Origin of the sequence: Streptomyces sp. NPDC005820, from assembly GCF_040630255.1 — a bacterium.
In the GTDB taxonomy this organism is placed as follows: domain Bacteria; phylum Actinomycetota; class Actinomycetes; order Streptomycetales; family Streptomycetaceae; genus Streptomyces.
On the sequence record NZ_JBEXXE010000051.1, the window covers coordinates 1 to 15,902 of the forward strand.

At 73.0% G+C, this 15,902-nt stretch carries 15 protein-coding genes; 12 read left to right on the forward strand and 3 right to left on the reverse strand.

Features of this window, described 5'->3' with window-relative positions:
- Positions 1-309 precede the first annotated feature (309 nt).
- Genes glnT through ABZ464_RS42595 form a run of 6 tightly spaced genes read left to right on the forward strand, consistent with a single transcriptional unit; the run spans position 310 to position 6,213 of the window.
- Positions 310-1,626 carry a type III glutamate--ammonia ligase gene (gene glnT, locus ABZ464_RS42570; protein ID WP_359287279.1) on the forward strand — a complete coding sequence of 439 codons (1,317 nt, stop codon included), beginning with the start codon at positions 310-312 and terminating at the stop codon, positions 1,624-1,626.
- 11 nt (positions 1,627-1,637) lie between these two features.
- Complete coding sequence (locus ABZ464_RS42575; protein ID WP_359287280.1) at positions 1,638-2,495, forward strand: glutamine amidotransferase; 858 nt, start codon at positions 1,638-1,640, stop codon at positions 2,493-2,495.
- On the forward strand, positions 2,483-3,157 hold the full coding sequence (locus tag ABZ464_RS42580) for a glutamate synthase (RefSeq protein ID WP_359287281.1): 675 nt from the start codon (positions 2,483-2,485) through the stop codon (positions 3,155-3,157). The genes ABZ464_RS42575 and ABZ464_RS42580 overlap by 13 nt, the downstream gene beginning before the upstream one ends.
- Before the next feature lie 15 nt (positions 3,158-3,172).
- Complete coding sequence (locus ABZ464_RS42585) at positions 3,173-4,492, forward strand: FMN-binding glutamate synthase family protein (protein ID WP_359287282.1); 1,320 nt, start codon at positions 3,173-3,175, stop codon at positions 4,490-4,492.
- Entirely contained in the window at positions 4,489-5,580 is a 1,092-nt protein-coding gene (locus ABZ464_RS42590; protein ID WP_359287283.1) for an FAD-dependent oxidoreductase, read from the forward strand. Before ABZ464_RS42585 ends, ABZ464_RS42590 begins: the two co-directional genes overlap by 4 nt.
- 9 nt (positions 5,581-5,589) lie before the next feature.
- Positions 5,590-6,213, forward strand: a complete 624-nt coding sequence (locus ABZ464_RS42595) for an XRE family transcriptional regulator (RefSeq protein WP_359287284.1) — start codon at positions 5,590-5,592, stop codon at positions 6,211-6,213.
- Between the two features lie 8 nt (positions 6,214-6,221).
- On the opposite strand, the gene ABZ464_RS42600 is transcribed toward ABZ464_RS42595, so the two are convergent.
- A complete protein-coding gene (locus ABZ464_RS42600; protein WP_359287285.1) occupies positions 6,222-7,325 on the reverse strand; it encodes a hypothetical protein in 1,104 nt (367 codons plus the stop codon).
- A 207-nt stretch (positions 7,326-7,532) separates the two neighbouring features.
- Between ABZ464_RS42600 and ABZ464_RS42605 the strand changes: the two genes are divergently transcribed.
- From ABZ464_RS42605 to ABZ464_RS42615, 3 genes are read left to right on the forward strand one after another with little or no spacing between them, the layout of a single operon-like run.
- Positions 7,533-8,090 carry a TetR/AcrR family transcriptional regulator gene (locus ABZ464_RS42605; RefSeq protein WP_359287286.1) on the forward strand — a complete coding sequence of 186 codons (558 nt, stop codon included), beginning with the start codon at positions 7,533-7,535 and terminating at the stop codon, positions 8,088-8,090.
- On the forward strand, positions 8,087-8,980 hold the full coding sequence (locus ABZ464_RS42610; protein WP_359287287.1) for an aldo/keto reductase: 894 nt from the start codon (positions 8,087-8,089) through the stop codon (positions 8,978-8,980). Before ABZ464_RS42605 ends, ABZ464_RS42610 begins: the two co-directional genes overlap by 4 nt.
- A gap of 58 nt (positions 8,981-9,038) precedes the next feature.
- The gene (locus ABZ464_RS42615) at positions 9,039-10,055 is read left to right on the forward strand and encodes an NADPH:quinone reductase (protein WP_359287288.1); all 1,017 of its coding nucleotides are present in this window, start codon (positions 9,039-9,041) and stop codon (positions 10,053-10,055) included.
- A 30-nt stretch (positions 10,056-10,085) separates the two neighbouring features.
- Here ABZ464_RS42615 and ABZ464_RS42620 read toward each other — a convergent pair whose 3' ends face one another.
- Positions 10,086-11,585, reverse strand: a complete 1,500-nt coding sequence (locus ABZ464_RS42620) for a VWA domain-containing protein (protein WP_359287289.1) — start codon at positions 11,583-11,585, stop codon at positions 10,086-10,088.
- A gap of 19 nt (positions 11,586-11,604) precedes the next feature.
- Positions 11,605-12,801: an AAA family ATPase gene (locus ABZ464_RS42625; RefSeq protein ID WP_359287290.1), complete on the reverse strand. Its 1,197-nt coding sequence runs from the start codon at positions 12,799-12,801 to the stop codon at positions 11,605-11,607.
- A 365-nt stretch (positions 12,802-13,166) separates the two neighbouring features.
- Here ABZ464_RS42625 and ABZ464_RS42630 point away from each other — a divergent pair, with 365 nt between their 5' ends.
- The 3 genes from ABZ464_RS42630 to ABZ464_RS42640 all read left to right on the forward strand — a co-directional run bounded on the left by ABZ464_RS42630 (position 13,167) and on the right by ABZ464_RS42640 (position 15,564).
- Entirely contained in the window at positions 13,167-13,817 is a 651-nt protein-coding gene (locus tag ABZ464_RS42630) for a hypothetical protein (protein WP_359287291.1), read from the forward strand.
- 26 nt (positions 13,818-13,843) lie between these two features.
- Entirely contained in the window at positions 13,844-14,341 is a 498-nt protein-coding gene (locus ABZ464_RS42635) for a hypothetical protein (protein ID WP_359287292.1), read from the forward strand.
- 92 nt (positions 14,342-14,433) lie between these two features.
- Positions 14,434-15,564 (forward strand): hypothetical protein, encoded by a 1,131-nt coding sequence (locus ABZ464_RS42640; protein ID WP_359287293.1) that lies wholly within the window; start codon positions 14,434-14,436, stop codon positions 15,562-15,564.
- Positions 15,565-15,902: the final 338 nt, after the last annotated feature.

Below are 15,902 nucleotides of genomic sequence, written 5' to 3' on the forward strand. Positions count from 1 at the left end.
CCTTCCCCGGCGCGGGCGACCTCAGCATGTTCGTCGCCGCCGGCGCCGGCGTGATCCTCTACCTCCTCACCTACCGCCTCAAGCCCCTCTGGACCCGCGAGGGCCAGGCACCGGTGAGCCCGGTGGACAAGGCCTCCGCCGACGTCTCCTGACGGCACCTCGAGGCCGGTCGTCACGTCCTTCGGGACGCGGCGACCGGCCCTTCGGCTTACCCGGAGCTTTCCGCGCGGACATCGCGCCGTAACGCACCACGGGTCTACTCGTGTGCAACGATGATTCATGTCAGTGGACATCTCTCGGGAGGCCCCCATGACGACAGACCAGGCCGACCTCGCCGAACTGGTCCGGCACGACGGCATCGCGTTCGTGCTCGCCGTCTTCGTCGACCTGACCGGCAAACCGTGCGCCAAGCTCGTCCCCGCCCAGGCCGTCGAGGAACTGCGCGACGAGGGCGTCGGCTTCGCCGGATACGCGGCCGGAGCGCTCGGCCAGCAGCCCAGCGACCCGGACGTCGTCGCCCGGCCCGACGTCTCCTCCTACACCCCGCTCCCCTTCGTCAAGCCCGGCCTCGCCCTGGTCCACTGCGACCCGTACGTGGAGGGCGCGCCCTGGCCGTACGCCCCGCGCGTGATCCTGCGTTCGCTGCTGGAGCGGGCCGCCGCGCGGGGCCTCTCGCTGGCCGTCGGCGCCGAGGTCGAGTACTTCCTGGTCAACCGGGACGAGCACGGCACGCTCAGCGTCGCCGACCCCCGGGACACCGCCACCCGGCCCTGTTACGACGCCCGCGGACTGACCCGGATGTACGACCACCTCACCGCCGTCTCCGGCGCGCTGAACGGCCTCGGCTGGGGCAACTACGCCAACGACCACGAGGACGGCAACGGACAGTTCGAGCAGAACTTCCGGCACGCCGATGCCCTCACCACCGCCGACCGCGTCATCACCATGCGCTATCTGGTGTCGGTGCTGGCCGAACAGCGCGGTATGACCGCCACGTTCATGCCGAAGCCGTTCACCGACCGCACCGGCACCGGTATGCATCTGCACCTGTCGCTGTGGCGGGGCGACGAACCCGCCTTCCCGGACGCGACCGACACCCGGGGCCTCGGTCTCTCCCCGCTCGCCTACTCCTTCGTCGCCGGGATCGTCGAGCACGCGCGGGGCCTCCAGGCCGTCATCGCACCCACCGTCAACTCCTACAAGCGCACCGGAGCGGTCTCCACCCGCTCGGGCGCCACCTGGTCGCCGCGCGTGGCGGGCTACGGCGGCAACGACCGCACCCACTTCGTCCGCGTCCCGGACGGCAACCGCGTCGAACTGCGCGGCGGCGACGGCGCCGCCAACCCCTACCTCGCCGCCGCGGCCGCCCTGGCCGCGGGACTCGACGGCATCGACCGCGGCCTCGACCCGGGGGAACCCGGCGCCGTCGGCAAGGGCCCGGAACTCCCGCCCACCCTGCTGCACGCCGTGGAGGCACTCCAGGCCGACGACGTCATCAGCGGCACCCTGGACACGGCCGGGCCGGGGGTGAGCCGGTACTTCGCCGACCTCAAGCGCGAGGAGTTCTTCGACTGGCACTCCACGGTCGGCGCCTGGGAGCTGGACCGCTATCTGACCGCCTTCTGAAGGGACTCGGGATGTGCGGAATCGTCGGGCTCCATCTGCGGGAGCCCTCCTTGGAACCCCGGCTGGGCGAACTGCTCGCCGCGATGCTGGGACAAGTCGTCGAGCGGGGCCCGGACTCGGCCGGCGTCGCCGTCTACGGCGACCCACGCCTGACCCCGCCGGGCACGCACGTCGTCTCGCTGCTGGGCACCTCGAAGGCCGAGGTCGAGGCGGCGCTGCCGGGCGCGGTGGCCTACGAAGCCGATGCCACGACCGTCGTGCACGCGGAGGCGGCCCACCTCGCCGCCGTGCTTCCGCACGCCAGGGTGATCGGCTCCGGTGAGGGCTGCGCCGTACTCAAGGGCACCGGGAACCCGGTGGAGTTGGCCGAGTCCTTCGCCCTCGCCGGCGTGACCGGCCGGCAGGGCGTCGGGCACACCCGGATGGCCACCGAGTCGGCGGTCACGCCCGAGGGCGCCCACCCCTTCTCCGTGGGGCCCGGCCAGTGCCTCGTACACAACGGCTCCTTCGCCAACCACGCCACCATCCGCCGCGAACTGCGCGCCCAGGGCGTGCGGTTCGACAGCGAGAACGACTCCGAGGTCGGCGCCCGCTTCATCGCCCACCACCTGGAGCGGGGCGCCGACCTGGAGAAGGCGCTGAAGCTGCTCTGCGAGCGCTTCGACGGCTTCTACACGCTCCTGGTGTCCACCGGCGACTCCTTCGCGGTCGTCCGGGACGCCATCGCGTGCAAGCCCGCACTGGTCGCGGAGACCGACGCCTGGGTGGCGATGGCCTCCGAGTACCGGGCGCTGGACGTCCTGCCGGGCATCGAGCACGCCCGCATCTTCGAACCCGAGCCGGAAGAGGTGTACGTATGGCGACGCTGATCGACCTGGCCGCCACGCCCGTGCGGGAGCTCAACCAGGCCCTGCACGTGCCCGAGGCCACGTCCTGGCGCGTGCTCAACCCGCGCGGCGCGCACGCCGTGGCCTGCGGCATCCGCGAGGACCTCGCCGTCGACATCGAAGGCCACGTCGGCTACTACTGCGCCGGCATGAACCAGCGCGCCACAGTGACGGTCCACGGCAACGCGGGCACCGGGGTCGCCGAGAACATGATGTCCGGCACGGTCCGGGTGCGCGGCAACGCCTCCCAGTCGGCGGGCGCCACCGCCCACGGGGGCCTGCTGGTGATCGACGGGGACGCGTCGGCGCGCTGCGGGATCTCCATGAAGGGCGTGGACATCGTCGTCGGCGGAAACGTCGGCCACATGAGCGCGTTCATGGGGCAGGCCGGTCGGCTGGTCGTGTGCGGGGACGCGGGTGACGCGCTGGGCGACTCGCTCTACGAGGCCCGCATCTACGTCCGCGGCACGGTGAAGTCCCTCGGCGCGGACTGCGTGGAGAAGGAGATGCGCCCCGAACACCTCGCCGAACTGGCCGAGCTGCTGAAGGCGGCGGAACGGGACGAGGACCCGGCGGACTTCCGCCGCTACGGCTCGGCCCGCGAGCTGTACCACTTCAACGTCGAGAACACCGCCGCGTACTGAGGGAGTTCGAAGCACATGGAACCCGCATCCCACGGCCTGCGCGAGTCGGCCACCTTCGACCGCGCCACCATCCACGCCATCCAGCGCGCCGCCGAGACCGGCATCTACGACATCCGCGGCTGGGGCGCCAAGCGGCGACTCCCGCACTTCGACGATCTGTTGCTGCTCGGCGCCTCCATGTCCCGTTACCCGTTGGAGGGTTACCGCGAGCGCTGCGACACGGACGTCGTCCTCGGCACCCGGCACGCCAAGCACCCCCTGCACCTCGCCACCCCCGTCACCATCGCCGGCATGAGCTTCGGCGCCCTCTCCGCCCAGGCCAAGGAGGCGCTCGGCCGGGGCGCCAGCGAGGTCGGCACCTCCACGACCACCGGCGACGGCGGGATGACCCCCGAGGAGCGCGGCCACTCCAAGCACCTCGTCCACCAGTACCTGCCGTCCCGCTACGGCATGAACCCCGACGACCTGCGCGCCGCCGACGCCATCGAGGTCGTCCTCGGCCAGGGCGCCAAGCCCGGCGGCGGAGGCATGCTGCTCGGACAGAAGGTCACCGAACGGGTCGCCGGCATGCGGACCCTGCCCGTCGGCATCGACCAGCGCAGCGCCTGCCGGCACCCCGACTGGACCGGCCCCGACGACCTCGCCATCAAGATCCTCGAACTGCGCGAGATCACCGACTGGGAGAAGCCGGTCCAGGTGAAGGTCGGTGCGACACGGACGTACTACGACGTCAAGCTCGCCGTCCACGCGGGCGCCGACGTCGTCGTGGTCGACGGCATGCAGGGCGGCACGGCTGCCACCCAGGACGTCTTCATCGAGCACGTCGGCATCCCCACCCTCGCGGCGCTGCCCCAGGCGGTGCGGGCGCTCCAGGAGCTGGGCGTCCACCGCGAGGTACAGCTGATCGTCTCCGGCGGCATCCGCTCCGGCGCCGACATGGCCAAGGCCCTCGCCCTCGGGGCGGACGCGGTGGCCATCGGCACGGCGGCACTGATCGCGCTCGGCGACAACCACCCCCGGTATGACGCCGAGTACCGCGAACTGGGCTCCGCCGCAGGCTACTTCGACGACTACCAGGACGGCCGCGACCCCGCGGGCATCTCCACCCAGGACCCCGGACTCGCCGCCCGGCTCGATCCCGTCGAGGGCGGCCGACGCCTCGCCAACTTCCTGCGGGTGATGACCATGGAAGCCCAGACCCTGGCCCGCGCCTGCGGCAAGGCCCACCTCCTCCACCTCGAACCCGAGGACCTGGTCGCGCTCACCGTCGAGTCCGCTGCCATGGCCCGCGTCCCGCTCGCCGGTACCGACTGGATCCCCGGGGCGGGCCGGTGATCGCCGTCGTCGGGGCCGGACTCATGGGAGCCGCCACCGCGTGGCAACTCGCCCGGCGCGGCCACGAGGTCACCCTGATCGAGGCGTACGACATCGGCCACAGGAGGGGCAGCTCGCACGGCAGCTCCCGCATCTTCCGGCACGCCTACGCCGACCCCTTCTACGTCGGCCTCGCGGGACGGGCGTACGAGGAGTGGCGCGAGCTGGAGCACGACAGCTCGACCCCCTTGCTGCGGACGACCGGTGGGCTGGACCTGGGGGAGGGGCGCGACCCGGAGGGGCTGGCCGCCGTCCTCGCGGCGAGCGGAGTGCCGTACGAACTCCTCGCCGCTGACGCCGCCGCCGAACGCTGGCCGCAGATCCGCTTCGACGGACCGGCGCTGTACCACCCCGGCGCGGGCGTCCTGGACGCCGACGGGACGGTCGCCGCGTGTGTGCGCACGGCGGCCGGGCACGGCGTGCACGTCGTCACCGGCGTCCGCGTCGAGGGCATCGAGCGCCGCGACGACCGGAGCGTGCTGCTGCGCACGGACGACGGCCGGGAGATCCCCGCCGACACCGTGGTGGTCGCGGCCGGCGCCTGGCTGCCCGAACTCGGACTCCCCGTGGCGCTGCCCCCGTTGCGCGTGACCCAGCAGCAGGTCTTCCACTTCCCGCTGCGCGACCCTGCCACGGCCTGGCCGATCCTGGTCACCAAGGCGGACGGTCTGCAGGTCTTCGCCCTGCCCTCCGGACGCGACGGCGGTCCGGCGCCCGCGCTGAAGGTCGCCGAGCACGACCGCGGCACCCCCACCACGGCCCGCACCCGCAGCGGGCTGGTCGACCCCGGCTCGCGCACCCGGGTGAGCGGCTTCGTCCGCGACCGTCTCCCGGGCCTCGCCCCGCACCCGCACGCCGAGTCGACCTGCCTCTACACCACCACCCCCGACGAGGACTTCGTCCTGGACCGCCACGGCCCGCTGGTGATCGTGTCCCCCTGCTCGGGACACGGAGCGAAGTTCGCCCCGCTCATCGGGGCGATGGCGGCCGACCTGGCCACCGGCCGCGCCGAGCCCCACCCGCGCTTCCGCCTGGCACGCGGGGGCTAGGATGCGCCGGTGACCGAGCACGACGAGCAGCCCGCGGGGCCGGCCGACTTCGACGACAAGGCGCTGGAGCGGGTCATCGCGGCCAGGACCCGCGCATACCGGCAGGCCACCGGGCTCTCGGTCGGGGAGATGGCGCAGCGCATCGGTATCTCCAAGGCCATGCTGTCGAAGATCGAGAACGCCCAGACGGCGTGCAGCCTCACCACGCTCTCCCGCCTCGCCCGCGGCCTCGACGTCCCGGTCACCGCCCTGTTCCGGGGTCTGGACGACGAACGCGAGGCGGTCTTCGTCCCCGCCGGACACGGGGCCCGGATCGTACGGCGCGGCACCCGCGTCGGCCATGAGTACACCCAACTCGGCTCGCTGCGAGGCGCCCACAAACGGATGGACGCCCTCCTGGTCACCCTGACCGAGCGGAGCGAGGTCTTCCCGCTCTTCCAGCACGCGGGCACCGAGATCCTCTACATGCTGGAGGGCGTCATGGTCTACGGCCACGGCAAGTCCCGCTACACCCTCCACCCCGGCGACGCCCTCCAGTTCGACGGCGAGGCCCCCCACGGCCCCGAGCACCTCGTCGAGCTCCCGATCCGCTTCCTGACCGTGACCGCCTTCGGCGACCACCCGCCGCACTGACCCCGGAGTCACCGGCCGGGCGGCCGGCCCCCGGCCAGCCGCAGCGTCACCAGGGCCGCCAGCCCCGCCGCGCTGCCGAAGGTGACTGCGGCCGGGGCGCCTTCGCCGAGCCGCGAGAACCGGTACAGAGGCCCCCACGTGCTGTCGACCGTGTCGTCCATGGCCAGGTGCAGGACCTGACTCGCCAGCAGTCCCAGCACGGTGGCGCAGACCGCACCCACCGCCATCGCGGGCACCGTGGTCCGGGTGAGCAGGCCGGGCAGCAGCCGGAGCGCCCACCACACGACGGCCAGCAGGACCACATCGGCGGCCCGGTACAGCAGCCAGTCGCCGAGCGGCGTGTCCGCCGGGCCCGTCCAGGCGCCGAGCAGCAGCCACTGGCGCAGCAGATCGCCCGGCTCGGACAGCAGCCCTCCGCCGCCGAACGAGGTCTGGATCCAGGCCGCGACCGACGAGTACGACAGGACCACCAGCGACAGCGCGACGACCGCCGTCCCGGCGCTCGCGGCGAGGCGGGCGGCGCGCGGCGGCACGCTCTGCCGGGGCACCGGGTCTGCTCCGTTCAGGGTCATGCGGGCGACGAGCACCGTGACCGGGGCCGCCACCAGCGCCGCGGCCACCACGACCGGCCCGCTCGACGCGATCATCCCCGCCCACTGGGGCAGCACCCGGTAACTGCCGTGTCCCCTGGACGCGATCAGCCACGGCGCGGACACGGTCACGGCCAGGGTTCCGGCCACCGGTCCCCAGGCCCACAGCGCGAGCAGCGTGGCCGGTGTACGACCCTGCGCCGGCGGAATCCTGCGGAGCAGGAGCAGGGCGCCGGCCAGGAAGAACACGAAGACCGCGACGAATCTGATCTGCATCCCGGTGCTGTACAGATCGGCGTACTGCCTGCCTCCGCCCCCGAGTCCGCCGGACGGAGCCGCCGACGAGGCGTCGTACGACCAGGGCGCGAGCCACCGCCGGAGCTCGCCCGCGGCCTCGACGCCGAACACATCGGTGGCGCCGCGCAGGTGCGACGCCGCCGCGCTCGCCCCCGCCCACCACATCAGCAGCGTGATCAGCAGGCTGCCGACCAGTGCCGGTATCACCGCACGCCGATAGGTCATATGTCTTCCCCCGTGTGAACCCGTATCCGTCAATGCCGGTATCGACCTCATCCTCACCGGAATCACCGTCGGCCGGTAGCCGCGCAGCCGGCCGGCAGCCCCGCGCCGACGGCGTGCCCGCACGGCCAACCCCCGTAAACAGAACGGCAGTTCTTCTTGTAGGGTCTCGTAAGCAGAACCGCCGTTCTTTTTGGGGGAGGACCCGCCATGCCCCGACTCACCGACGCGCGCAAGGAACTCCGGCGCGCCCAGATCACCGAGGCCGCCGTGCGCTGCTTCGGTCGCAACGGCCTGGAGCGGACCTCGATCGCCGACATCACCGCCGAGTCCGGACTCTCGGCCGGCTCCATCTACGCCCACTACCGCAACAAGGCCGACCTGGTCCAGGCCACCGCCCGCGAGGTGCTCGCCGAGCGCGCCAGGGTCCTCGGCGAGTACGCCGCGAGCGACACACCGCCGGACCCCGAAGACCTGCTCGCCCGCCTGATCGCCGCGATCGACCCCGCGGCCGCCCGGGTCGGCGTGCAGACCTGGGGCGAGGCGACCACCAACCCCGCCATCCGCGACATCGTCGTCGACATGACCGACCGGATGCGCGCGATGCTGCACGACTGCGTCACGGCCTGGCTGGTCAAGGTCGAGCACGACGAGCCCGCCGGGGCCCGGGAGCGCGCCGCCCCGATCGCCCACCGCGTCATGGCGCGCTACCAGGCCGAACTGCTGTACACCGCCCTGCGCACCCCGACCGAGGAGACACCGTCATGACCAGCCCGACCGCCGCGTTCGCCGACCGCACCGTCTTACGCGTCGGCTACGGCGCCCTCCAGCTCGAGCGCCTGCACGACCGCCGCGACGAGGCCCTCGCGCTCCTGCGCCACGCCGTCGAGCTGGGCGTCGACCATGTGGACACCGCCGAGTTCTACGGCTTCGGTTTCGCCAACGACGTGATCCGCGAGGCGCTGCGCCCCGAGGACGACGTCCTGGTCGTCACGAAGGTCGGCGCCGACCCCGACCCGGGCGGCCCCCTGCCGTTGCGGCTGGCGCAGCGCCCCGAACAACTGCGCGCCAGCGTCGAGGACAACCTGCGCAGCCTCGGCCTCGACCGGCTCCCGGTGGTCAACCTCCGCCGCCTCGACTCCGGTCCCGGCCTGCGCCCCGAGGGCGACCAGGTGGTCGGCCTCGATGACCAGCTCGCGGTGATGACCGCCCTGCGCGACGAGGGCAAGATCGGCGCGATCGGCCTGAGCAGCGTCACCCTCGACGTCCTCCGCCGCGCCCTGCCGGCCGGCATCGTCTGCGTCCAGAACGCCTACAGCCTCGTCTCCCGCGACGACGAGGAGCTGCTGCGCCTGTGCGCGGCCGAGGGCATCGCCTGGGTGCCGTTCTTCCCGCTCGGCGGCGCCTTCCCCGGCCTGCCCAAGGCGACCGAGGAACCCGCCGTCCACGCCGCGGCCGAGTCCCTGGGCGTCACGCCCGCCCAGATCGGCCTCGCCTGGCTGCTCCACCACGCCCCGAACGTCCTGCTCATCCCCGGCACCGCCGACGCCGCCCACCTCGAGGCCAACATGGCGGCCGGCCGGATCACCCTCGACACCGCGACCCTGGCCGCCCTCGATGCCGTCGAGTCCCGCTCCCACGACGTCCCCCTCGGCTGACCGCACCCACCCCCGCCTCACCAGGCCCCACGTTTCCGCACAGGAATGAGAACGGATCATGAAAGCGATCGTCTACCGCGACCACGGCGGCCCCGACGTACTCCGGCTCGTCGACCGTGACCTGCCCGAGCCCGGTCCCGGCGAGGTACGGGTCCGGGTTGCCGTGTCCGGGGTCAACCCCACCGACTGGCAGGCCCGTCACCGGCCCACCCCCAAGGGATTCCCGGAGGTCACCCCGCACCTCGACGGCGCCGGCACGATCGACGCCGTCGGTGAGGGGGTGGACCGCGATCGGGTCGGTCAGCGGGTCTGGCTGTTCATGGCCGCCGCCGGGCGGCCCACCGGTACCGCCGCCGAGTTCACCGTCGTGCCCGCCGAGCGCGCCGTACCGCTGCCCGACGAGGCCGGGTTCGACGTCGGCGCCTCACTCGGCGTCCCCGCGCTCACCGCGCACCGCGCGCTCACCGTCGCCGAGGACGGGCCGAGTCGGCTGCGGCCCGGGGCGCTCGACGGCAGGGTGGTGCTCGCCGCGGGAGGGGCCGGGGCGGTCGGGCACGCGGTGATCCAGCTCGCCCGCTGGGCCGGTGCCACCGTGATCAGCACGGTCAGCGGCCCGGAGAAGGCCCGGCTGGCCACCGCCGGCGGCGCCCACCACGTGGTCGACTACCGCACGGGCGACCCGGCGGCCGAGATCCGCGCGATCGCCCCGGACGGCGTCGACATCGTCGCCGAGGTGGCGCTGGGCGCGAACCTCGCCCTGGACCTGGCGGTGCTGCGGACCCGCGGCACGATATCGACGTACGCCAACGACGGTGGCAGGCCGGTCGAACTGGACGTGGTCCAGAACATGGTGCTGAACGCGCGCTTCCAGTTCGTGGTGCTCTACACCGCCGGTCCCGAGGCGCGCGCCGCGGCCGCCGAGGACGTCGCCGCGGCGGTCCGCGACGGCGCCCTGCCGGTCGGCGAGGCCCACGGCCTGCCCCTGGTCCGCTTCCCGCTCGACCGCACCGCCGACGCGCACCGGGCCGTGGAGGGCGGCACCGTCGGCAAGGTCCTGGTGGACGTCACGTCCTGACGCCGCCACCGACAGGCCGGGTGAGCTCCGCTAGATCGCGCGGAAGAGATCGGCGGCCTCGTGGACGTCGGTGAAGTCCTCGACGGAGCGGAGGTTGTCGCACAGGGCATGGAGGACCGAGTCGGCCTCGGCCGTGCGCGCAGTGCCGACGGCCACGCCGAAGAGCCGGAAGCCGAGCCGGTGCCTGGCGTCGTTCCAGGTCCGGGTCCACTCCTCGGTGACGCCGCAGTCGTCGTCGGTGATCATCACGATGTCGCCCCGGGTGCGGGCGGCGTCGTCGAACTCCGCCTCCAGCAGGTCGACGGCGGCCGACAGCGGGGTCTGGTAGCTGGTTCCACCGCCGAGGAAGGTCTCCGCGAAGTCGAGGATCCGGTCGGTCGCGGCGGGCTCGTCGGCCGGGAAGCGGAAGACCTGGATCCTGCCGGGGGCGGAGAACAGGATGCCGGCGAAGTCGCGCCGCGCGTGGCGGGCCTGGTCCAGCAGCGCCAGGGCGCACGCCTTGGCCCACGCCTCCCGGGTGACGCCGCCGGGCCCCGCCTCGTACATGGAGTGCGAGGTGTCCACGCACGCGATGACGGCGCCCCGCCCGGTGGACCGCTCGCCCCGGCTGTCGTAGAGCATCAGCTCTCCGGCGGCGTAGCGTGCGGCGAACACCGCGCGCAGCTCGGGCAGTCCGAGGCCGGCCAGCTCGGAGGGGATGACGCGGGAGAGGTCGTCGCCGAGGGTGACGCCGACGAGTTCCCCGGTGGTGTTCTCCACCTTGCGGGCCCGTTCGCCGTCGGCCATCCGGCGGAACCGGCCGATCAGTTCGGCCCACCGGGCGAGGCGGCCGCCGCGCAGCCGCTCGGCGAGCCGGGCCCGCCGCTCGAAGGGGATCCGCTGCAGTGCGGCAGGGGCGACGCCCCAGACCTGCATCAGGGCGGCCTCCCCGCGTACGGCCTCGGCGGCCTGCGCTGTCGCGGCGCGGGCGGCGGTACGGATCCCGGGGGCCGCTGCGGCGAGCGCCGCCTGAGCAGCCCGGGCGGCCTGCTGTGCCGCGGCTTCGGCGGCCCGGGGTGCCTGTGCGGCCTGGTCCGCGGTGTCCGTCATGGCGTCGCCCACGGCGGTCGCCGCGCCGTCGATGCCGGCCTGACGCGTCCGCGCGGCCTGTTCCTGCGCCGGGCGCGTGTCCTCCAGCATGCGGCGCAGCGCGGTGGCCTGGGCGAGTACGGCCATGGCGGCGGCGTAGGGGTCGCCGGCCGTTTCCCGGTGCAACTCGGTGAAGTGCGGCGCCTCGGTCAGCGCGGTGATGATCCGGTGGTTGACCAGCCGGGTGGGGGCCATCTCGGCGAGCTCGCGCAAGCGCGGCGCGGTCTTGTACGCGGCCAGGAACATGTCGGTGAGGAGATCGAGGGCGTGTTCGTGACGCGCCTGCAGTTCCTGGGCCAAGTCGCGCAGTGCGGCCGACTGTTCGTAGGTGTCGCGAAACGTCATCCGGTCGAACCGGTCCGTGATCACCGCAGTGGTGTGCCGGCTCGGAGTGCTGGTCATGGTCGTGTTCCGGCGGCGTTCAGAGCTGGGCCTGGACCGTGCTCGCGTCCACGCCGAGCGCCTCGGTCAGGACGCGGGCACGGACGGCCCGCTGACGACCGGTGACGCGGTCGATGGCGGCGGTGGAACGGCCCGCCGTGGCAGCCTCCCGACGCAGGGTCTCCAGCCGTTTCCCCGCCGTGGCGAGCTTGTTGTGGGCCTTTTTGATGACCCATTCGCTCAGTGCCTCACGGGACTGGCCTGCCATGGCGTCGAGTTGGGCTTCCAGTTCCTCGATGACGTCGGCCAGGTCGAGTGCCTCCTTGGCGTCGGGGTTGACCAGGTGCAGCACTTCGCGTTCGACGGTGGGGCGTTGGGCGGGGGTGTCCCACAGCACGTGGGTGAGCACCGAGAGATCGGTCTCGGTGACCGCGGGGCGAGCGTCGAGGTAGGCGGACGCCTGGAGCAGGCCGACCGCCTGGCGCCAGCGGCGGTCGGAGGCGATGAGTTCCCTGCGGCGCAGGGCGGCCCGCAGGGTGCACACCGCGTCCACGATGGTGTCGGGGACGTCGACGGCCGGGACGCCTTCGGTCACGGCGTGCTGGAGCGCGGCCAGGTCGACGGTGGTGCGGGTCGGCGCCGCCGGGCGGGTGACGGCGGAGCGGACCAGTGCGGCGAAGTTCGAGGGGTCCTCGAGGTAGCCGACCTCGACCCGCACCAGCAGGCGGTCGTAGATGGCGGCCGCGTCCTGTTCGCCGGGTAGTTCGTTGCTCGCGGTGATGGCGCCGATCAGGGGGCAGCGGATCGGTTCGCCGCCGTTCTCGGGGTGGTAGATCCGCTCGTTGAGGTAGCCCAGGGTCTCGTTCAGCGCGGCGGTGGAGCACTTGAAGATCTCGTCGATGAACGCGACGTGCGCGGTCGTGGCGCGGCCCTCGTAGACCTGGCGGTACTCACCCCGGGCGAGGGCGGCGACGTCGATGGGGCCGAACATCCGCGTCGGCGCGGTGAACTTCGACAGGAGGATCTCCCAGTAGGCCGCCCCTTCGATCCTGCCCGTGAGCTCCCGCGCCAGCTCGGACTTCGCCGTTCCGGGCGGGCCGAGCACCAGCGAGTGCCGGCCGGCCAGGAGGGCCACCACCAGCGTCCGTACGACGTCCGCCCGCTCGTAGAAGCGGTCCGACAACTCGTCGCCGATCGCCCGCAGCCGCTTGGCGGTGTCCTGTACGTCCACGCACAACTCCTCGCTTGTGTCGCCCTGTTGGACCGACGGCAGGGTCCTGTCCGTCCCGAAGCTACCTTGACGCGGCGGCGGACATCGGAGCGTGCAGCGGAAGACCGGCCAGGATGAACTGTTCGCGGCAGTCGATGAACTGCTCCCAGGCGAGCCGGAGTTGCCGTCGCCGGCGGAGCGGCTCGGCTTCGTGAGGCGGCCGGTCACACCGGCGCGGCCGGCCCAGGTGCCGCGGCCGACCCCCGCACTCGGTGCGGCACGGCTGCACCGGAACGGCAAGGACTCCGACCCGCTGATCGTGCTGACCGCCTCGGCCGCCGCCCGGTTCGGGTTGCCGGAGCGACTGGAGGACCGCCGGAGCCTGCTGGCTGGTGGACCTGAGCGGCATTGCTCTGGACCCACTCCTGCCCAACCCCTTCACCCCCACCGGCCTGCCCCCCCGAAGGCCCCGGCTGGTACACCACCCCACTCTGGCGTACGCCGAGGGACTCGGCGTCGAGGTCCGCCCGGCCGAGGCCTGTCTGCGCGACGTGACGGGCGCCTGCCTGGACCCGTGGCACGACCGGCTCCGGGACGCCTACCTCACCACCAGCGCCGACAGGGGCATCCCCGTCGACGAGGACGCCGAACCGGCCCGCTATCTTCACGCCATGGCGCTGCACAGGACCTACGCGGCCGCGGACGGGGCCCACCTCGAAGAACTGCGCGCCGCGCTCGCCGCTCTGACCGGCCGGTGCCCGCTGGCGGAGGGCGTCGCGGAGACGGCCTGGGAGGTCGACCTGATGGAACAGGGCCACAACCCCACCCGCCACATCGAGGGCGGCGACGCCGTCCTGGACGAGGGAGGCCAGGAGGCGTTCACCAGGGAGCCGCCCAAGACCCTCAACGGGCGGATCAACTACCTGGTGAAGCAGCTCAGGACCACGAAGGCCGTCGCCGAGGAGCTCGGGGTCACCGGGCGCCGCGCCGCGGACCTGGAGGTCGAGATCAGCGGCATCGACTACATCGACGTCTCGTACTGACGGGACCGGCCGGAAGGGAGTCCGCGATGGGGATGGAGGTCGTCGGCCTGGCGCCTACGGGCGAGCAGGGCAGGCTGTTCGTGAACAACGTGTACTGGTGGCGTCCGCTGGCGGAGTTCCTGCAGAGCGAGTTCCCGGACCTGACCGCCGGCTGCGCCGACTGGGACACCAACGCCGGTGCCGGCCTCGACGGCGGGGCCGCGATCCTGCTGGGCGAGGCCGTCGGGCGCGCCGTGGCCTCCGGCCGGGTCGCGGCGTACGAGGCGCAGCGTGCGGAACGCCTGTCCGCGCTGCCCCGACCGGAGTGCGACCTGTGCGAAGGGCGCGGGTACCGCACCGACAAGCTGGGCGTCTTCTACGGACTCGACAAGCCCAGGGACCCGGTCACGGGCAAGGGCGGCTGCAACAAGTGCGAGGGCACCGGGACCGTCGAACCACTCGAGCGCGAGTATGGGTTCGACACGCAGAACGTCGCGGACTTCGGCGCCTTCCTGCGCGCGTCGGGCGGATTCCGCATCGAGTGACCCCGGAGTCCGGCCGGAGCGCCAAGTGGCCCACCGGCGCGGGACGTTCACCTCGTGTCCAGGTGGTCGCCGTCTCATGTGAGGATGTGTCAATGGGGTGGCTGAGGGAACACGGGAGACGGCCGGTCGGGCTGATGGCCGCGGGCGGCGCGGCCCTGGCGCTGACCGCCTGCGGCATGGTCGGTTCCGCCGACGGGCGCTCAGCGGACCGCGAGACGATGTACAAGCGCGTCATCGAAGAGCGCGACCCGCGACCCTCCGACGTGATCGAGGCGGCCGGCGCACCCGCCCGCGTGGTGCGCGCGGACGACGGTTCGTTGCTCCTGACGTACGACGCCGGCAACGTCGAGGACGACGAGGGGCCGGCCGCCTTCGCCTGGCGGATCGTGGGCCCCGACGGCCGGACCGTCGCCGAGCACGCCGAACACACGGACGCGGAGGAGACACCGGCCGCGTTCGAGGGGGCGAGCGGCGGCTTCGTGCGGGTGCCGCCGGGGGAGGGGACGGAGGGAGCGTACGCCCTCGGCACGGACGGCAAACGGCACAAGGTCGTCGTCGAGACCTCCGTGGGCACCCGCCCCGGCGACATCCTGCTCCAGGACGTGGAGCCGATCCTCGTCTACCGCCCCACCACGCGCACCGTGGCGCCCCCGGCCGGGGTGCCGCACGACGCCGTCGGCCTCGCCGTCGACGAGCGGGGCACGCTCTGGAGTCTGGACCAGCCCCTGACCGACACCGCAGGACGCGTCGTACGACAGCGCGAGGGCCGCACTCTCGGCACCACGGCCGTCCCGAAGGCGTACACCGGCGGCATCCTCGCGGCAGGGGGCGGCACCGCGGCGCTCTCCCTCGTCCAGGGCGAACGGGTGCGCGGCCTGCTGCTCACGACGGACGACGGCGGGCACTGGCGGACGGTCCTCGACGGTGACATCCCCTGGAAGGACCTGCAGGGCGGCCCGGAATCGCTGGTCCTGAAGGCGCTCGCGGACGGACGGCTGCTCGTCGGCGAGGAAGGGGGCCCCTACTGGCTCGCCGCCGACCGCACCAACAGCGCCTTCCACGAGCTGAGGACACCGGCGGCGTTCACCTCGCTCACCGTCGCCGACACGACGCTCTACGGCATCGCGGACGCGACGACGTCGACGTACGACCTGGTCAAGGGCGAGGGGTTGTGGAGCTCCCGCGACGGCGGCAGCACCTGGCGCCGCTACGACCAGAGCTGAAGCTCCCCGACCACGGCACGCCATGTGCTGCTTGTCATCGGGCGGGTGTGGGACGCGGTGACGGGTGAGCCGATCGGGGAGAGGGTGGTGTTCCCTGCGAAGGTGCGCGCGGCGTGGTGACGCCGGACGGGCGACTGGTCGTCCGGTACGGCACGGAACTCGCCGTCCTGACTCCTCTTCCCCAGGCTTCTCCCTCGGCTCCTCCCTCGGCTCCACCCCTCGCCTCCCCCCCGTCCGCTCTCCCCTCGACGGGCCCGTCGAAGGCGGCGACGCAGCCGTCGGCCGCCCCAGCCCGAGACCTGTAGTCAAGCGGAAGTTGAAGAAGATACAGTGTCGGC

What these genes read in the sequence shown, in the direction of transcription:
- ABZ464_RS42605 (WP_359287286.1), top strand. Translation starts at nt 7,533, where the DNA reads ATGCCCCGACTCACCGACGCGCGCAAGGAACTCCGGCGCGCCCAGATC.
- ABZ464_RS42600 (WP_359287285.1), bottom strand. Translation starts at nt 7,325, where the DNA reads ATGACCTATCGGCGTGCGGTGATACCGGCACTGGTCGGCAGCCTGCTG.
- ABZ464_RS42580 (WP_359287281.1), top strand. Translation starts at nt 2,483, where the DNA reads ATGGCGACGCTGATCGACCTGGCCGCCACGCCCGTGCGGGAGCTCAAC.
- ABZ464_RS42575 (WP_359287280.1), top strand. Translation starts at nt 1,638, where the DNA reads ATGTGCGGAATCGTCGGGCTCCATCTGCGGGAGCCCTCCTTGGAACCC.
- ABZ464_RS42640 (WP_359287293.1), top strand. Translation starts at nt 14,434, where the DNA reads ATGGGGTGGCTGAGGGAACACGGGAGACGGCCGGTCGGGCTGATGGCC.
- ABZ464_RS42635 (WP_359287292.1), top strand. Translation starts at nt 13,844, where the DNA reads ATGGGGATGGAGGTCGTCGGCCTGGCGCCTACGGGCGAGCAGGGCAGG.
- glnT (WP_359287279.1), top strand. Translation starts at nt 310, where the DNA reads ATGACGACAGACCAGGCCGACCTCGCCGAACTGGTCCGGCACGACGGC.
- ABZ464_RS42615 (WP_359287288.1), top strand. Translation starts at nt 9,039, where the DNA reads ATGAAAGCGATCGTCTACCGCGACCACGGCGGCCCCGACGTACTCCGG.
- ABZ464_RS42585 (WP_359287282.1), top strand. Translation starts at nt 3,173, where the DNA reads ATGGAACCCGCATCCCACGGCCTGCGCGAGTCGGCCACCTTCGACCGC.
- ABZ464_RS42620 (WP_359287289.1), bottom strand. Translation starts at nt 11,585, where the DNA reads ATGACCAGCACTCCGAGCCGGCACACCACTGCGGTGATCACGGACCGG.
- ABZ464_RS42610 (WP_359287287.1), top strand. Translation starts at nt 8,087, where the DNA reads ATGACCAGCCCGACCGCCGCGTTCGCCGACCGCACCGTCTTACGCGTC.